Source organism: Pseudomonas tremae, from assembly GCF_001401155.1.
Classification (GTDB): Bacteria; Pseudomonadota; Gammaproteobacteria; order Pseudomonadales; family Pseudomonadaceae; genus Aquipseudomonas; species Aquipseudomonas tremae.
In genome coordinates this window covers 41,432-60,298 of the sequence record NZ_LJRO01000486.1, presented here as the reverse complement: position 1 = coordinate 60,298, position 18,867 = coordinate 41,432, and the positions used below count along the sequence as shown (strand labels likewise).

Below are 18,867 nucleotides of genomic sequence, written 5' to 3'. Positions count from 1 at the left end.
CGAGAACAACAAGGTGCTGACCCTGACCAGCACCTTTGGCTATGACGACTGGGGTCAGCAGGTCAGTGAAACAGGGCCGGACGGGGTGGTGGCATACAGCTTGATGAACCCGTTTGGCTGGCGAACCGGAGATGGCCACTATATGCCGACTCAAAGCAGTTGGCAGCAAGCACGTAACGACCCCGACAAGCACTACGGTCGGGTAGAGAGCAAACTCAACCTGCTCGGCAAGCCTGACGCAGTGGAGCGCTTTGATCTGGACAGGCAGAGCATGGGCAAACAGCTTTATCGCTACGACGGCCTGGGTCGTATGGTTGAGGAAGTCAGTGTCTTGGGCCATATCGGCAGCTATCGCTACGATACTTTCGACCGTATGGTCGAGAGCACACTGCCTAATCATGACAAGGTTTTGCGCAGTTATGCCGCGCACAGCATCGCCGAACTGGCCAGTGGAGTAACTGTTCAGTCTGCCTATGCTCGCCTTGCCGCAGTCATTGCCGGAGAGCAATCGTTCGACGGACTCGGCCGCCTCATCCAGCTCCGGACGGGTGGGCGCATCGAAAATTATCGCTACAACAGCAGCCACCTGAGAATCAGCGAGCGCATCACGCCCAGCAATGCCTCCATTCATTACACCTATGATTTGGGCCTGACCGAAGAGCCGATCCGCACGCAGTCACCCGATGGCGACGTCAGCTTTGAATATGATGAAAAAAGCGCACGTATGCTGAAGTCAGTCAATAGAGAGGGGGAACGCAGCTATACATACGACGCCGCAGGGCATCTGCAACAGAATATCTGGAAGGCACGCGGGCAAACCTGGGCCACCCGGTACACTAACTCGCTACTTGGCAGGCAACTGCAACGCACGGATGCCAGCGGCATCAGAACTGTTTACAGCCATGACAACTTCGGGAGAGTAAGCAGCGTCATACAAGGGCAACTGCAAGCAGCATTCAGGTACGACTCGCTGAGCCGCACCACTGGCACACGAACCACCGACATGATGTCCGGGGCCTATCTGGACACCGTTGTCGAATACGATGAACACTCGCGGGAAACACTGCGCACCCTGAACATGAGCGGACGCCCTGCCCGCACTGTTCGTCAGGTATGGAGAGCTGACGATCAACTGCTCAGCCGACACCTTCAGGAGGCTGGCAAAAGTCTGTTACTGGAAGAGTTCACCTACGACAATCGTGGAAGGCTGATGCAGTTCAGCTGTTCGGGGGCGACGCTGCCGCGCAACAGGCAGGGGCGTAAAATAATCAGTCAGCTGTTTCGTTTCGATACGCTGGATAACATCGTTGCCTCCATTACCCACTTTATCGACAATTCCAAAGAAAGGGCGGATTACCAATACAACGCGCCCGTTGATGCCTGTCAGTTGATGCAAATCAGCTACTCACTCACGGAAGGCATACACACTATTCGTGACTATATTCCCAAGATCAGCTTTGTCTACGACGACGACGGCAACATGCTCAATGATGAGCAGGGCCAACAGTTGATTTATGACAGCCAAAACAGACTGATGAGTGTCAGAAATAGCAGCGGTCTTTCGGTCAACCGGTATGACTATGACGGACACAATCACCTTACAACAGTCACGCAAGGCAGTGACGCTGCCACGTTGCGTTTTTATGAAGGAGATCGACTGAGCAACACGGTACAGGGTCAGGCCAGAACTCACTACCTGAGCGACGGCGATACACCCCTTGGCCAGCAACAGGTCGGTGACACGGCCAGCACAGCATTGCTATTGATGACTAATGCGAGCAACAGTGTCATCGGCGAAATCCAGCAATCAGAATTGCGCACGGCTGTTTATAAAGCTTATGGCGAACGCAGCAGTAATGACGGTGAGTTGCAAAGCCTTCTGGCATTCAATGGCGAAGTACGCGATCCGTCCTGCGGCTGGTATCTGCTGGGCAAGGGCTACCGCGCTTACAACCCTGAACTGATGCGTTTTCACAGCCCGGACTCGATGAGCCCGTTCGGGGCGGGCGGGCTCAACCCTTATGGTTACTGCATAGGCAATCCGATTGCCTTTCAGGACCCGACCGGGCATAGCGTGGGTCAGCTTTATTACAACCAGCACGAGACCGATGGACTTGCCATCGCACTTACCTGGGGTTTTGCAGCGATGGGCATTGCCTTCTCGGTAGCCTCATTTGGTGCGCTTTCGCCTGTCATGATGGCGGTCGTGGGTGTAGGGATAGCCACTGAGATCGCATCCGCAAGTATGATCACTGTCAGCCTGGCAACTAGCGACCCGGAGAAGGCCGATAAAATGTTTAAATACGGTGTTGTGCTGAGTATGGCAAATGGCGTACTAGGTTTTGCGGGAATGAGTAAGTGGGGGATGAAAGTCGCTTCTAGAAAAGCAAGTATTGCATATAAAAACGTTTTTGAAATTGAAAATATGCCTTACGATTTCAAAGGCCTGAAAATGGGAAAAAACGGTGTAGTGAGACACAATCCGCTGTACAAAAACAGCTCGACGCGTGAACACGTGAACAGCCTATTTCCTGTAACAGACGCGAATAACACATTGAATAGAGCCACCCAAACAACACCACACGCATCGATAACACAGGAAATCGTGTCTAACGTTGCTCCTCAACCACCAAAAACACCCGCTACATCACCCGCTTCCACACAAACGACAGAATCGATACAGCAAGCACAAACGAGCCCCAACAATAAAGAATTTAAACATCACGTAGAGATTAGGAGCGGAATGAACTATGCCGCCTCCCACCCACTCCCAGGCCAATCCACTTACAAACGTTAGTGCACAACGACACATACACCTGCATCAATTTATGAAGCAGGTGTATCACGATTCACCACCTAAAAAATCACCTACGAAAATTCCCACAATAGAAGAGGAAAAACCCCTACCAAAACAAGGAACCTTCCTATTCCACCACCCCGCCAACCCGCCTAACCTGCACGCCGCCTGTAGGACCAAACCTACAAATGTTTCACATCATCCTTACAGGCACTGCTGCGGTTTACTCAAGCAATAAGTAAACCCGTAAATACGTCTATCGACTCGGTAACGCAGATGACATGCGCCATCCCGAGACATTCATTTACAAAGGAATTACAAATGAAACGCACTTTGCTCGCCCTGCCATTAACCCTGCTGATGGCCGCTGCTGCTCCTGCTTTCGCCAATACTGGCAATATAAGCTTCATCGGTAATATCACGTCGGCCACGTGCAGTATTCAGATAGTAGACCCGATCACCGGTCAGCCGGGTAATGGCCAGATCAACATCGGCACTGTCGCCGCCAGCCGCTTTACCGCCCCTGACCAAGAGGTTAGTGGCAAAGATTTTGCCCTGCGATTCACTCCAGGTTCAGGCTGCAGCTATACAAACTACGTCGCCAATGTGACGTTTACCGGGGCGGCAGATTCATCGGGCCAATACTTCAAATTCAAATCGCAAAACGGTTCCGCAACCAATGTCGTTGCGGTGTTGAAAGACAACACTGGCACAGTGATAGAAAACGGCAAACCATCCGTTGATTACCCGTTGAGCGCCACCGTTGCTACCGACATGAAGTTCTCCGTCATGTTCCGCTCTACAGATGCAGTAGTAACCCCTGGTTCAACAGAAGCAGACGTGGGTTTCTCCGTCGCCATAAACTGACACACGTCCCTGCTCCCTGCCCTCGCCTGAGGTGCAGGGAGCACGCTTGATGACACAGGTATTACATATGTTTTCGGAAAGACTGACGGTTCACGCGCGAACCTTATCATTTGCCGCTCTGAGCAGTCTCTTAATGCTCGGCTTTCAACCGTCCAGCCATGCAGCCCTTGTAGTCAGCGGCACCCGGGTGATTTTCGACAGCGACAAACGCAGCGTGTCGCTGATCATTTCCAACCCCAGCAAGGATCACTATGCGGTGCAGACCTGGGTCAACACTGCGGCAGACGACACCACCACCGCAGTGCCCTTCCTGACTTCCCCGCCCCTGTTCAGGCTGGACCCTAAGAAAGAACAACAGCTGAAGATCAATGGCTTGCCCAACAATCTCCCCAGAGATCGGGAGTCGCTGTTCTACTTCAACGTTCAGGAGATCCCTCAAGCGGATACACAGGGGTCGGGCAATGTCCTGAATATCGCGTTGCGGACCCGGATAAAGCTGTTTTACCGGCCCACCGAGCTCAAGGACAACCCGGTTGCACGCCTGAAAGATCTGCAATGGTCTATCAGCCAGACCGATGGCAAGACACAGTTACGAGTGGAAAACCCTACGCCATTCCACGTGTCCTTCACACGCTTTGACGTGAAGGCCGCACTCACAAGCCTTCGACTCAACAGCCCGACAATGGTGGGGCCATTTTCCAGCCAGTCCTATCTGCTCGACGGCCTCAAGCCAGGACCTGACATACAGGTGACCTTTGCCGCCATCAATGATTACGGCGGCGTCACTCCGGATATAAACGCCACGGCCCTGCTCAAGCCATAACCCCGCCGCACACTGCCAGGAACACCCCAATGCTTTTCCACATCGGACCATCGCGTCCGGGTAGCCGCTTGCGCCTGACTTTCCTGTTTATTGTCAGTAGTGGCGTGCCCGCGTTGCAGACAGCCGCCGCGCAGGCAGCACAACCCGTCAAGTTTCAGTCCGGCTTCATGCGTCAGGACAGCATGCAGAACAGCGCCACCGCAGAAATGGCGCTGGCCAGCCTGAGCAATGAGCGAAGCCTGGCACCTGGACGCCATCTGGTCAGCCTGTTCGTCAATCTTAAATACGTCGACGAGTACGAGGTCGAGTTTCTGGCCCACCCCGAGGATGGTCGCTTGATGCCATGCCTGTCGTCCCTTTGGCTGGGCGAATGGGGCGTGCGTCTGGACGGCCTTTTGGAGCCGCTTGATACGCAAAATGTCTGTTTTGACCTGCTGTCACGCATACCCGGTGCATTGATCGACTTCGATACAAGCAAGATGGCAGTGTCGTTATCGATCCCGCAAATTGCCATGCGCCGGGACGTGGCGGGTCACGTCGACCCTGCGCGCTGGGATTCAGGTATCAACGCTGCTTTCGTCAACTATCAGGTCTCAGCGCAGCAAGGCAGCAGTCGATATGGCGGCAGCCAGACCAGTGACGATATGTATCTCAACGGCGGAATCAATCTGGGCGAATGGCGACTGCGCAGCAGCCAGTCTCTGCGTCAGGATCCGGATGGCAAGCGACAATGGACGCGCGCTTACACTTATCTGCAGCGCGATCTGCCAGGCACTAGCGCCAACCTGACAATTGGGGAAACCTCCACGCCTGGCGAGGTATTCAAGAGCCTGCCGCTCAAGGGCATGGTCGTTGCAACCGATCTCGGCATGCTACCGGATGTGCTGCAAGGCTACGCGCCGATCATCCGCGGCGTCGCCCAGACCCGGGCCAAACTTGAAATTCTGCAAAACGGGTATCCGGTCTACTCGACCTATGTCAGCCCTGGTCCTTATGAGATCAATGACCTGTCGATTACCGGCGGCAGCGGCGAACTGGAGATTGTCCTGACCGAAGCTGACGGCCTGGTTCGACGGTTTACCCAGCCGTATTCCACGCTGAGCAACCTGCTGCGCAAGGGCGTCTGGCGCTACAGCGCTGCTATCGGGCGCTACAACGCCGCCAATGGCACGGCCGGCCCGCCACTGTTACAAGGCACGCTGACAATGGGCCTGGGTCAAAAAATCACCGTGTACGGCGGCGTGCTGACGAGCGACTTCTACCGCGCAGGCAATATCGGCATCGCCCGTGATCTTGGCGCGCTTGGAGCCTTGGCGATTGACATGACCCACGCCAGCACCGATATCGACACCCAGCCCGACGGCAGCGTCAATGGCATGAGTTACGCCATCAAATACGGCAAGGCATTTCAAACCGGAACCAGTCTGCGCTTCGCCGGTTATCGCTATTCGACTGAAGGCTATCGTGACTTTGACGAGGCGGTTCGGGAGCGCAGCCGTGATTCAAACTATCGTGGCAGTCGACGCAGCCGTCTGGAAGCCGCTGCGTTCCAGAATCTGGGGAATGCCAGCTCACTGAGCCTGTCCTTGTCTCAGGAAGACTTCTGGAACACTACTTATCAGCAGCGCCAGTTCCAGCTCAATTTCAACACGCAACTCAAGGGTGTCAGCTACAGCCTGTACGCCTCGCAGTCATTGAGCGATGAGCGCTCAGGCTCCGAAAATGACCGCCAGGTCGGCATCAGCGCTTCGTTCCCTCTGGATCTGGGGCACTCCAGCTCCGCCAGCATGAGCTACACGGATAGCGGCGGAAAACATAGCCAGACAGCGCGCTTGAGCGGCAGTGCCAGCCACGGCCGCCTCGGATATAGCGCGGCCCTGAGCAATGATCAGGACAGCAGGCAATCAGCGTCCCTTTCGACATCCTGGCAAGCGCCCTTTGCCAGCGTGGGCGCTGGCGTGACTCAAGGCAACGACTACCGCAGCGTCTCGATGAACGCGAGCGGTGCGATATTGCTGCATGAGGGCGGTTTCGAGTTGGGGCCTTATCTGAGTGACACGTCAGCGCTCATCGAGGTGTCCGGTATTTCCGGAGTCGGTGTGACCAACGCGCCCGGAGTCAAAACCAATGAACGCGGTTTCGCACTGGTGCCCTATATGCGTCCGTACCGGGTCAATTACCTGGCACTGCAAACCGACGACCTGGGTCCGGATGTGGAAATCGACAACGGCGCCGCTCAGGTCATCCCGCGACGCGGGGCAATCGTCAAAAGCACCTTCTCCGCCCGAACGGTCAATCGACTAGCCCTGAGGATCTCATCCGCAGAAGGTTTACCGCTGCCGTTTGGCGCACAAGTCACTGACCTCGACGGCATTCTGCAGGGCGTCGTCAGTCAGGGCGGGCAACTCCTGCTTTCCATCGACAATGAGCCACAGACGCTGAATGTCCGCTGGGGCGAGCAAGAAGATCAGCGCTGCAAAATTGCCCTGGACCCGCAGGGCATGGAGCAGAAGCAGGGTTATCGCCTGCAATCACTGGTATGTCGCTAGGGCCGCAACACGAAAGCAGCCTATTTACGCACCGTTTCAATACAGGTTCTCATGCATGAAATCATTATTACGCACGGGGTGGGCTGCGCTCGCCCTGATTGCCGGGGCACACACGGGACTCGTTCAGGCACAAAGTTTCTGTGCGATCCGGCCGGCGGTTGGTACGCTCAATTACCACATCAACGTCGGCACGTTATATGCCCCTAAAGACGCAAAGGCCGGGGCGGTAATCGGCATGGCTGATCTACCGTTTTCCATTAGTTCCAGCGAAAGCGGGAACGTTTATTGCGTTAACGACGGGCACACATTGACCTTCAACAGCAGAGCGATCAACCCGCCCTTTGCGGGAACGCTACCTCCGGTAAACGGCGAGGATGTCTCGGGAAAAGTGCTGGATACCGGCATCCCGGGCATCGGCGCAATCATCAAGCTCGAGCACCCTTTCGACGGGGTGGCCGCTGGCTCTTTCATTCCGCTGGGGAAGCTGCCCACTGTGCCCTTCAACGCTCAGATGCAATATAACCTGCCCGCACCACTGTTCATGCAGAATTTGCAGGGCAGCGTGACACTGGTCAAGACGGGGGTGATTGCACCTGGCCCGCAGGTCATAGGCAATCAAATGTTCTATGCCGCACTCTCGGCAATTTCTGGCCGGGCTTTTGAAGTCCGCCTGTCCGGAACGGTGATGCAGGCCCAATGCGGTGCGTCGGCGGTCAGTGATGACCCGGTGAAGCTCGGCGACTGGCGTGTTTCGGACTTCAAGGGGCCGACCAAAGGGACGCCGCCCGTAGCATTCAACATTCGACTGGGAGCGTGTGAAGCGGATCCGGGAGACGTCAACATCGCATGGGCGAACATCCGCCTCGATGGCGTCAGTGGCTCAATGCCCGTGCCCGGCACTCCAGGCGGCTTTACGCTGACCAGCGATTCGACGGCTGGCGGCGTAGGCATTCAGATCATGCGCAGCGATGGACTTACACCGGTTGCGCTAGGCGCAGATGTACCGATTGCGCCGGTAGCTTCGGGCACGACCATGCTGGACTTCAGTGCCCGCTATTTCCAGATTGACGACACCGTCGCTATTCAGGTAGGTGAAGCAAAAGGCGCGCTGAGTTTTACCATCAGCTTCCAATAAAACCAGCAGTTATCTGAATACCGGATCGTCAAGAGCCGGTTCAGCTAACAAGTGTCAAACTCAGCGACGGGAAGTTAGCTGGCGCTGCACCACTGGCAAAGCTGACGCTCACCCTCACGTCAAGCGCCTGATCGATCGTAAAGGCCTGAAAGACATTTTTCAGCACATCCACTATCACTTTCGAGTCAGTTATGTCGCCCGCCTGAACCGGATAGTCGTCAAGGATCACCTGCGTGTTACCGACGCCCAGCAATGTGATAGTTACACGCTGGCCGGGTGCCATGAACGCCCATTTTTCCAACGAAAACGTTGCATAGCCTTCGATGAGGGTCAGACTGAGTTGCCGGACGACACCCACAGGCCGCGTGCACTGAACAGTCGGCCACTTGTTGTTAGCCATAGACTGGACAGTCAGACTATGCAGCTCCGATGTGGCAGGATCACTGCCGGCGACCTGATAATAAACCGGAATACACTTGCCCATATGCTGAACGATGCAGGTCGACGGAATGCTGAACCGCAGACCGCTCGCATCGGCAACTGTGGCGTGAAACGCCCCCTCGGTACCGGGAGTCGCCCACTGCACGGACAACACGTCTTCTGGCCTGATAATCGCATCGGATATGACCACAGTTGCGCCTCGCACGGCCCGTGAAGGGTCCAGCGTACTGCTGGAAGGCAAGCCCGACGCCTCTGCAACGCTGGGGCTGGGCAGATAGCGCGGGAGCGGCTGAACCTGCACTTGAAGCAATACTACAAGGGAGAAAGCAGACGAGTTGCCTGCACGGTCGGTGATTTGATAAAAAGCATAGCGCTCACCATCTCCACGCGCCCGGATTACACTGCCAGGAAAACTCAGGACAACAGAGCGATCGAGATCCTCTCGGTAGAGCGTGCGCCTCGAGACAATATTGTGTTCGCCGACATCGAACTGACCCTCGGTCCAGTACCAGGTAACGACATCTCCCGGCTTGCCGCCTAGATAAGACTCGATCAACCCGTCTGCCTCATCGCCGTTGTTTTCAAGATATTCAGCGGTAATCTGCGAGGTATCGAATTGCAGTTGACCCCGATCGTCGCCCAGTATCGGTTCAGTCAGATCGATGTTGACAGTCTGGTATTCCGAAGAGGCGAAATTGCCGAAATACTCCGTCACCTCATAATATAGTGAATGGGTTCCAGCAGTGAGATGAGATGCAGGAAAATCGAACAAAAGGTCGTCAACGGGAAGTGTCGGGTAAGTTGCCCCTGGCCAGGTTTTCTCATAGACCAATGTAATGTCGTCCCAGTAAACCCGAAGAACGACATTATAAGGAGCCATATTTTGGTAATCCCACGCGGGAATCTGTACCGGCAGTGGCTTATATGCATATTCCAAAGGTAACAACCCTTTTTCGTCCCATTTAGCATCGTCGGGAAGAAGAAAGGCAATGACAGGCGGTGGATATTTGAGATTCTGCCTGAAGAGCGTTTTGAATACGCTCCTCAGCCAGTGGCGAAGACGTTCATGCAGTCGAGTCGTTATCATGTCCAGATCCTTGAAATCTGCTTCCGCTTCGTGAACATCCATATTCACACCTGCGTACTTCAACACGTACGTGCCATTGCCGCGACTCGCAAAACTGCTAGTTGACAGTCCTGCCGATAAACTGATGTCTATAAAAAAGGAAGGTCATTATGACCTTCCTTTCGCCCTTCCTTTTTGTTTACCAGTTGTAGCGAATACCTATGCTCGCGCCCCACGGTTGCTCGATTTTATCGCCATTGCTGTGCTCGAAGTCGGCATGCACCTGCAAACGTTCCGACAGCGATGCAGCTACACCCAAACCCAACTCGCCACGCGAACCCGATAAATTGTTGTTGAAGACGTTGTCGTTGACGTGCACTTCGTTGTTTTTGGCGAACTCGTGAGCCCAGGCTGCACGCACATAAGGCTGTACCGTCCTGCTTTGGCCAAGATCGAAGTTGCGCCCGATCGTCGCACCGAGCTTGCCCACCAGCGAACGCGTCAGGTCGTTTTCGGCACGCATGCCGTTGTCCAGTTCATAATCCTTGCCTGCAACGACCACGCCGGCCAACTGGCTGTAGGGCTCGACAAAGTAACCCTTGTCCAGCTTGATATGGCGTCCGAACTCCAGCGACGCGCCGACACCCGAGTTGCTGTAATCGCCTTTTGTACGGGTGCCATCGCTCAGATTGACGCGGGCCTTGTTATTGAAACGGTTGAACTTGAGCACGCCGTCAAAGTAGTAGCCCGTGTCGCTGTCGAGCCACGTGCTGTAGGCACCGACATAGTAACTGTCTACTTCACCACTGGCGCCACGGTCCAGACTCAGGTCGGAAGTGCTCTGCCCTGCAATGACACCCGCCAGCCATTCTCCATCACCCAGCGGCAGCCTGCCATCAGCCCCCAGCGAAAAGCCCTGCTGAGTTTGCTGATAACCGAAACCCGATGCATCGGAGACATTCAGTCTGTTGCCATAGGTACGCATCCAGACACCCGCCTCTCCACCGCTATGACGCAACTCGCCCATGCGCGTACGCAGCGACGTCAGCTCGCCATACCATACAGTCGGTGCCGTGTTGAACAGCGCGACGACCGTTGCCGCAGCAGGGCTGACCTTGCGGGTCTGCGCGTCGAGATACCAGTCATTGGCACCCTGCTTGACCAGGTCGTACGACCAGGCACCCAGATCCACTGCCCCGCCCACCAGAGAAAAGTCTGCATCACCGGCAGCAGCGCGCACCACATGCAGGCTGGTGTCGGCAGACGGATCAGTGCCGGTGCTGCCAATCAGCAGCGAGTGACTACCGGTTGCACTGCCGGTGATGTCGAGAAAGTCTGCGCGCCCCGCGCCAAAATCCACATCCATGATGAATGTACCGTTGCCGGAAAGATTGGTTACCGACAGTGTGTAGAAACCGGCGGCATCGCCAAAGCGGACCGAACCGCTATTCATGGTCAGATCGGCCAGTGCGCTGCTGCCGATCATGGCCCATTGGGCACCCTTGTTGATGGCAACGCTGCGGGTGTTTTCCAGGCGCCCGGTCAGTACGGAGTTGTTGTCGAGCAGCACATCGGCGAGCGCACCCGACTCGGCAAGTACATCCCCCGCCATGCTGCTGTTGTCGAGATTTAGCGTGACGGTGCTCCCCGATTCGACCTGCACGTTGCCATTCAGACTGCTTGTCGACACATACATTACGGCAGTAGAGGCGCCGGTAACTTCCAGCATGTTGCCGTTGCCACCCGTAAGGCTGGAACCGTTGCTGACATCAATGGCCACAACGGAGCCCGGCAACCTTGAAAACACTGGGGCAATCCGGACAGCGGCCCCCGTCTGTCCGACCACCTGCGTGCTGTCCAGCTTCAGTGAAGCTGCTGTGTAGACGTCCTCGGAGCTGATGGCAACACCATTCACAGTGCCAACGATGCTGCTGGCACTGGCCTGCGCTGCACCGGCATTAAGGCGCAAACCTACGCCGTTTACGCCGGTGCCCTCCAATTGCGATCCCGTAAGCCCAAGCTGACTGAAATGCGTAACCAATGCACCGGCCAGTGCGCCACTGCTGGAGCTGTCGGTCAGGCTTACGCTCGAACCAGTTGTCAGGTTCTGCTGGCGATTTACAAGCAGGCCATTGCCGACGGTATTGGCAATAGTGCTGCCGGAGATTGTCGCAGTGCTGTTATTAACCTGCAGGCCATTAATGATTGCTGCTCCATTCACGGTCATCCCGGAGCCATTGCGAACGGCGGCAGACGCAATCGTAGACCCGGCTGAAATGTTCAGCGTGGAGCCTGTCGCGGTTATTCTGCCGTGCTGGCTTCCGCCATTCACATTCAGGGTTGCGCCATTGGACAAGGCGTAGTCGTTGGCAGGACTGGATGGGTCGATGTCTATCATTTCATTGATAACTGGAACAGGCGCAGCAACAAGGGCATTGCTGATTAATAGCAGGGAAACAAGCGATACAGTGTGAATTGTGACGGGCAGAAAATTTGATAGGACATACAGGTTGCGAGTCGGCATTAAGTACTTCCTTCGATATGAAAATCGCGTAGGTAAAATCGCCGACCTATACATATATTGACGGAGGACCTACAAACATGCCGCGAATCCTACAAGGATACTCCCACATATAATGCAGTCCCTTTCTGACAAGGCTGTAGGACCATTCCTACAGCCTTAACAGAGCGACCAAACTGCATACTTGCCAATCCCAACACATCAAGTTTTATTGGCGAGTGGTTATCTATAAAGCCAGCTGTCGCCCACCTGAATCGTAATGACGGACCTCATTGGGAAGTGCCCTCCACACCTGAAAGACTTGCACTGGCGCCACTCTCGCGTTTGAAGGCCTAGCCATCAAGTTCTTCCGAAGAATCAGCATTGGCAACCGCATCGCATTTGCCAGGAAACGCTTCCGAACATACACTCAAACCCGCCTTTCGAGAAATATAAACCTGTGTATGGCGTGTACCCAGCTGCCCGCTTTTTTTCGTTAAGGTGTAGGTGACTAGCCCACTACCAACACCGGGAGTGCCCGCAATCGGAACAATCGGTTCGACAAGCTCCGCGTAGGGAATAGTAAGCGAAATTCCCTCCACCCGATGAACCAGCGACAAAGTGATAGGAGGGAATTCAAAATCAGTACCGTCTATGGGAGAGGATGTATCCGTAGACGCGTATGCCTGCCATTTGATCGTGATTTCATCATCGACGTCCATATTAACTGTATCAAAGGGAATGTTGATCTTGATCCCCAGCCACGGCAATGAACAGCAATTGATGATCGGAACGGGAGTGGGAGGATCGGTCTTGTATCGGTCAGGAAACCCAACCTCCGGTAGCCCGGCCAGCTCGACAGCTTTAACAGCCACTTCGATATGACCTGACTCCTGCTCGTTCACACCGTTCCAGGTGCTGTAATAAATATGCAGTTTGTCGCTATAGCCACCGGCTTCTATGACAGTCCAGGGAATTTCAAACCGGATAATGTCGCCAACCCCCTCATTTATTATCTCTTTCTCGACGGAATGGGGTCTCAAATTACCCCAGTACAGTCGTAGAAGAACCCCTTGATCAAATGGATTGTTAGGCAATTCCGCCCAAGCAGACTGGCCTTTATCGGCAGGACCCAACACATTGTCTACCGGCGGAAATTCGCGACTTTTCACCGTTATAACGGGAAAGTTGGTATTGATCGGGCCTGGGGTTGACGGATCAGGTGCAGGGCCCGCCACAGTAAAGTCAACCCTGACGTCAAGATCAGGCGACGGTGTCGATGAAGTGCCACGCAGAACGTTATAGGCTACCTTGAAATCACGTCTGTCCAGCGCACCTTTTGCCGAAAGCACCTGCCAGCTTATCGGGAAAACCATAGGAAAAGCGCTCAACGGGAAGGGCGCGAGAGGCATGCTTTCCCAGATCACTTGTATCTGGTCAGAATCCTGGGGATTTAGATAGCTGGGCTCAGGAATCTCCAGCTCTACACCCATCTGAGCGTCGGCCCTGTCGATTTCACCATCCATGGCCAGGAAAACCTTCGGAGCCTGAAGCCCGTCTGGCTCAGGAGTCAAGTCATACTGTAATTCTGCTACCGCTGAAAACTGACCCAGATTACCGGTCCGATCAATATAGCGATAATAAATTCCGATTTTGCCCTGCACCAGATCTTTTATAAGCCCGGAGTCAATCTCGACGAGCGGGTCATCTTTTTTTGAAGCCTCTATCACGGTGACAGGCCTGCTCATTATCGGCGTGTAGTCTTGTTGAAAAGACGTGGCAACGACCTGCACCCAAGAAATAGCGATGGTGTCGCCCGCCAGCATGTCGCTGGAGTGCGGCACAGTAACGCCCAAAAAATCATTCGCGTTCAGATACGCCAGCGTCAAACCATCCCTGATCACTTCATCTGGAAGCACAGCCGCTGCGCCTGGCTGATTTCTATTAGGCGCCATATAATCCACCTCCAGCAAAAACGGGATGGAGGACACGGTATTACCAAACCAATTCATGTATTCATACCGCAGCACGTACAGTTTCCCATCGTTGATAAGACCCGGTGCTATGGCATAACTCAGGTCAGCGGACTCATTAAGTAAGTTCGTCGCCAACTCCAGCTCGTCAAGAAAGAAGGTAATTGTTTCGCCAAACCTCATCGTTACAGGTGCGGAGTCGGGAACCTTTACAATGAGCTCTTTATCCCACTGACTCACCGGCCACAGGTATCTATCGTCACCCGGGATCGGAGCCAAAACATCCCCAATATTCCCAACCTCCAGAACCGGCATCGTCGGTTCATCTGCCTGGAGACGTGCCTGGCGCCTGGCAAGCCACTCTTTCCGGGACTGAATTGCAGCTATTTCTTTTTCCTTGGGTGAATACATGTCTCGTTCTCCATAACGATAGAGTGCTGTCGGGTATTCGCAGCGATACAGAACCTGAGCAATAACAGGCATCAAGGTGTTGCGTCCTGTAAGTACCCTAGAGCCTTATTGACGTGTCGTGTTACTAGTAGAAGTACTAGCTGGACAAGCATCTTTTTATGGCGTACGGATCATTGCGGGTGCAATGGCCTTTCATCTGTATCAGTCTCGATACATTCATGACATCCGTCAGACATCGGCTACCGTCAACCTACCGCCGAGCCTCACGGCGAAGTAGCATGAGGGGCGGCGTTGATCTTCAACGGCAGCCACACGATGGCGACACAAGCAGGCGACAGACGCACCATGCAAGCACTTCCCGACAACACCCTCGATGCCACATTGACCGATCAACGCTGGAGCGTGCGGGCGCTGATTGTCGATGACGACGTAGCCATTCGCGAACTGCTTTGCGATTACCTGACGCGCTTCAATATCAATGCCCGCGGCGTAACCGATGGTGCGCAGATGCGCCAAGCCCTGAGCAATGAAACCTTCGATGTGGTGGTGCTGGACCTGATGTTACCCGGCGAAGACGGCCTGTCCCTGTGCCGCTGGTTGCGTAGCACCTCGGACATCCCGATCCTGATGCTGACCGCACGTTGCGAACCAACTGACCGGATTATTGGCCTGGAGCTGGGTGCCGACGATTACATGGCCAAGCCGTTCGAGCCACGCGAGCTGGTCGCGCGTATTCAGACCATCCTGCGCCGGGTGCGCGATGAACGCAGCGATCAGCGCACTACCATTCGCTTTGACGCCTGGCGCCTGAACAGTGTTCTGCGACAGCTGACAGCAGCCGACGGGCTGGTCGTGCCGCTGTCCAACGCCGAATTTCGCCTGTTGCGCGTGTTTCTCGAACGACCGCACCGGGTGCTGAGCCGCGAGCAATTGCTCGATGCAGCCCGAGGCCGTTCGATAGAGGCATTCGACCGCAGTATCGATTTGCTGGTATCGCGCCTGCGCCAGAAACTCGGCGACGACCCGAAGAATCCGCAGTTGATCAAGACCGTACGCGGTGAAGGCTATCTGTTCGATGCCAGGGAGCTGGGTTGATTCGCCGCTTCGACACACTGTTTGCACGGCTGTTTGGCGGCGCACTGCTGGCCATTCTGCTCGCGCACCTGCTGGCCTTCATCTGGTTCACGCAATACGGCATGCGTCCTGCGCCCAACGAACACCCCGACGCGCAACACACACAGGATGATCGAGGGCAGCGTCACCGGCCGCCACCAGGTGGTCCGCTGGTGCTGCTGTTCTCTCAGTTCGTCACCCTTATTGTTGCTGCCTGGTACGGCGCCAAGGCGCTGGCCCGCCCGGTCCAGCGCCTGAGCGAGGCCGCCGAGCGCCTGAGTGAAGATCTCGACAGCTCGCCTCTGGAGATCAGCGGCCCCAGAGAAGCCCGCCAGGCCGCGCAGACGTTCAACTTGATGCAGCGCAACATCCGCGAACAGATGCAGCAGCGCGGACGCATGCTGGCGGCGGTTTCCCATGACCTGCGCACCCCGCTGTCGCGACTAAAACTGCGCGTCGAGCAGATCGAGGAGCCCAGGCTCCACGGGCAGATGACCCAAGACCTGAACGACATGATCAACATGCTCGATGCCACGCTCGCCTACCTCAATGAACATCGGCGCACCGAAGGCTTGCAGCAGTTTGACCTGCAGGCGTTGATTGAATCCCAGGCCGAAAACGCTCAGGACAACGGCGACGACGTGCAGTACTCGGGGCAGTGCAAACCGCTCAGGACGCAACCGATGGCACTGCGTTCGTGCCTGCAGAATCTGGTCGACAATGCGCTGCGCTACGCCGGCAGCGCGAACATCGTGATTGAAGACAGCGCAGATCGCGTGCGTGTGTCGGTGGTTGATCATGGACCGGGCATTGCGCCCGAGTTTCACGAGACGGTGTTTGAACCGTTCTATCGCCTGGAAAGTTCGCGCAATCGTAATTCAGGCGGTATCGGCATGGGCATGAGCATCGCGCGTGAGGCTGCGCGACGCATCGGTGGGCAATTATCATTGGCGCAGACCCCGGGCGGTGGCCTGACGGCGGTGCTGGACCTGCCGCGCCGTTGACCCACTGTGCCATACGAACCCTGCATCACCTCGACAACTGACGTATTCGCAAACAAGCAAAGCGTCGCCTGGTTCGCTGCCACGCCCTGCAGGCAGAACCCTGAAAGCCCTGTCATCCGGGCTCTGCAAGACTTTTATGAACGCCGAGGGGTTAGCGCGGGTTGCGTGCCCGCTCGCTGCCGACCCAGTCCGTCAACAGGCTATAGGCTACCGCCAGCAGCGTAGGACCGATAAACAAGCCGATGAAGCCGAATGCCAGCAAGCCGCCAAACACGCCAAGTAATACAATCACCAGTGGCAGGTTGCCTCCGCGGCTGATCAGGTACGGCTTGAGCACGTTGTCTACGCCGCTGATGATGAACATGCCCCAGATGCCGAGAAAGACCGCCATGCCGTACTCGCCCTGCCAGACCAGCCAGGCGGTCGCAGGCAGCCAGACCAACGGCGGCCCCATAGGGATAAGGCTGAACAGGAAGGTCAGAATACCCAGCACCAGTGCGCCGGGAATGCCAGCGATCAGAAAGCCGATCAGCGCCAGCAGCGCCTGTGCCGCAGCTGTGCCAATCACACCGTTGACGACCCGCTGCACCGTGCCTGCCACCAGGTCCAGGTAATACTGCGCTCTGTCACCGATCAAGCGTTCCAGCAGGCTCAGCACGAACGCCGCCAGACGCGGACCGTCGCGATAGAAGAAAAAGGCGAAAACGATACTCAGCGTCAGTTCCAGAATGCCGCCACCAATCTGCGCGCTGCGCGCCAGCAACCAGTTGCCGACCTCACCCAGGTACGGCTTGACCGTGGTCATGAACGCTGCGCCCTGCTGATCGATAGTGGTCCAGATGCCGACCAGCCGCTCGCCTACCAGCGGAATCCCGGCCAGCCATTGCGGTGGATCGGGCAACCCGTCGACCTGAATGTTCTTGATCAACCCCGTGGCGTCACGCACATGGTCGGCGAGATTGAAGCCCAGCCATACCAGTGGCGCCGCGACCAGCAGCATCCAGCACAGGCTCATCACCAGCGCAGCCAGCGACTCACGCCCTTTGAACCAGCGCGTCAGCAAACGCATCAGCGGCCAGCTGGCAAACGCCAGCACTGCACCCCAGACCAGCGCCGACCAGAACGGCGCCATTACCCAGAGGCAAGCACCGAATAGCGCCAGCAGCAGAATCTGCACCAGCAAGCGATCATTGTTGAACATGCGGCATCCATCAGCAGGGATCATAGGTAGCGAGCATAAAGGCGAACAGGGCTGGCGTCAGCCGTTGTTCGCCTACGTCGCAAATCAACAGTTAGCGGATGACTTCGATTTTCAGCCCTTTGCCATCGAGAGCCCCGGTCTCCAGCCGGGCAGCGCGAACGCCTTTGCCGATCAGCGCGTCACGCCAGGCACTTGCGCTGGCCCCGGATACAATCAGGCGCAATGAACTGTCAAGGTTGAGACCGCGAGAAATCAGGGTGATCCAGACGTCCTGTGGCTCTCCTGCAAGCCGGGGCAGTTCCAGCTTGCCGGTGCTTTTCAATTGACGCAGCAGCGTCGCCGAGGTCGGCAGCAACTCGCCCAGCGGTGCAGCGGCTTCAAACTGCTCGACGTGCAGATAGGCTCGACGATTACCGCGGGTAATGCTGTAGAGCGCCACCAGGGTGTCACTGCGGGGCTCTGCCATGCGCAACAGCAGGTACGCCTGCCGGTCGTCCGCGCCGTACAGTTTGGCGTTGCCAAACACTTCGTTGGCCCACAGGCTGCTTTCTCCGCAGTCGCGTGCCTGGCACCAGAACAGCAGTTCAGCGCCCTGCTGCTGCAAAGCCTCGCGCGCGGCGGTAAAGGCATCATCGGAAGTATGTTCGGCAGGCAACTGATAGGTAACCGAAGTCAGGTTGCCCCGCGCGCTTACCTGGCCGTCGAAACGCAACTGGCCACTGATCTTGCGGATCGAGCCCATCGGGTAGACACGTTCCAGCTCGGCGGCGGGACGATAGTCGACGATCTCGGCATCGGCCATACGCGGCACAACGTCCAGATCACGGCTGCCCTCCATATCGGCGGCACTGACTGCACTGCTGAACAGGCCGCTGAAAATGACTGCGCACAATGCGACAGCTGGAACACGGGTTAAAAGCATGAGTGTTCTCATCGGCTGGCAGGCGTAAAGAAAGAATGAGGGTAATCGCCTGCAAGGCGATCATG

12 protein-coding genes are annotated in these 18,867 nt (G+C 56.1%); 7 read left to right on the top strand and 5 right to left on the bottom strand.

The features are described from left to right. The 5 genes from ALO43_RS27055 to ALO43_RS29735 form a co-directional block, all read left to right on the top strand. On the top strand, positions 1-2,797 hold a 2,797-nt coding region (locus ALO43_RS27055), incomplete at its 5' end, for an RHS repeat-associated core domain-containing protein (RefSeq protein ID WP_327393884.1). Between the two features lie 321 nt (positions 2,798-3,118). After that, entirely contained in the window at positions 3,119-3,664 is a 546-nt protein-coding gene (locus ALO43_RS27050; RefSeq protein WP_005897077.1) for a fimbrial protein, read from the top strand. 67 nt (positions 3,665-3,731) lie between these two features. Further along, complete coding sequence (locus ALO43_RS27045; RefSeq protein ID WP_024691011.1) at positions 3,732-4,487, top strand: fimbrial biogenesis chaperone; 756 nt, start codon at positions 3,732-3,734, stop codon at positions 4,485-4,487. A gap of 29 nt (positions 4,488-4,516) precedes the next feature. Continuing rightward, complete coding sequence (locus tag ALO43_RS27040; RefSeq protein ID WP_054998423.1) at positions 4,517-7,036, top strand: fimbria/pilus outer membrane usher protein; 2,520 nt, start codon at positions 4,517-4,519, stop codon at positions 7,034-7,036. Between the two features lie 55 nt (positions 7,037-7,091). Further along, complete coding sequence (locus ALO43_RS29735) at positions 7,092-8,171, top strand: fimbrial protein (protein ID WP_162235630.1); 1,080 nt, start codon at positions 7,092-7,094, stop codon at positions 8,169-8,171. Positions 8,172-8,211: 40 nt separating this feature from the next. Here ALO43_RS29735 and ALO43_RS27030 read toward each other — a convergent pair whose 3' ends face one another. The 3 genes from ALO43_RS27030 to ALO43_RS27020 form a co-directional block, all read right to left on the bottom strand. Continuing rightward, positions 8,212-9,741, bottom strand: a complete 1,530-nt coding sequence (locus tag ALO43_RS27030; protein ID WP_050587147.1) for a hypothetical protein — start codon at positions 9,739-9,741, stop codon at positions 8,212-8,214. A gap of 136 nt (positions 9,742-9,877) precedes the next feature. Further along, the gene (locus ALO43_RS27025; RefSeq protein ID WP_024691015.1) at positions 9,878-12,202 is read right to left on the bottom strand and encodes an autotransporter outer membrane beta-barrel domain-containing protein; all 2,325 of its coding nucleotides are present in this window, start codon (positions 12,200-12,202) and stop codon (positions 9,878-9,880) included. 329 nt (positions 12,203-12,531) lie between these two features. Continuing rightward, positions 12,532-14,634: a hypothetical protein gene (locus ALO43_RS27020; protein ID WP_235662548.1), complete on the bottom strand. Its 2,103-nt coding sequence runs from the start codon at positions 14,632-14,634 to the stop codon at positions 12,532-12,534. Positions 14,635-14,907: 273 nt separating this feature from the next. Between ALO43_RS27020 and ALO43_RS27015 the strand changes: the two genes are divergently transcribed. Together ALO43_RS27015 and ALO43_RS27010 are read left to right on the top strand one after the other, a co-directional pair. After that, on the top strand, positions 14,908-15,657 hold the full coding sequence (locus tag ALO43_RS27015) for a response regulator (RefSeq protein WP_024669589.1): 750 nt from the start codon (positions 14,908-14,910) through the stop codon (positions 15,655-15,657). After that, a complete protein-coding gene (locus tag ALO43_RS27010; RefSeq protein WP_005897055.1) occupies positions 15,654-16,679 on the top strand; it encodes a sensor histidine kinase in 1,026 nt (341 codons plus the stop codon). Before ALO43_RS27015 ends, ALO43_RS27010 begins: the two co-directional genes overlap by 4 nt. A gap of 151 nt (positions 16,680-16,830) precedes the next feature. Here ALO43_RS27010 and ALO43_RS27005 read toward each other — a convergent pair whose 3' ends face one another. Together ALO43_RS27005 and ALO43_RS27000 are read right to left on the bottom strand one after the other, a co-directional pair. After that, positions 16,831-17,880 carry an AI-2E family transporter gene (locus ALO43_RS27005; protein ID WP_054998421.1) on the bottom strand — a complete coding sequence of 350 codons (1,050 nt, stop codon included), beginning with the start codon at positions 17,878-17,880 and terminating at the stop codon, positions 16,831-16,833. Positions 17,881-17,971: 91 nt separating this feature from the next. Beyond that, entirely contained in the window at positions 17,972-18,802 is an 831-nt protein-coding gene (locus ALO43_RS27000; RefSeq protein ID WP_024669587.1) for a DUF4892 domain-containing protein, read from the bottom strand. Positions 18,803-18,867: the final 65 nt, after the last annotated feature.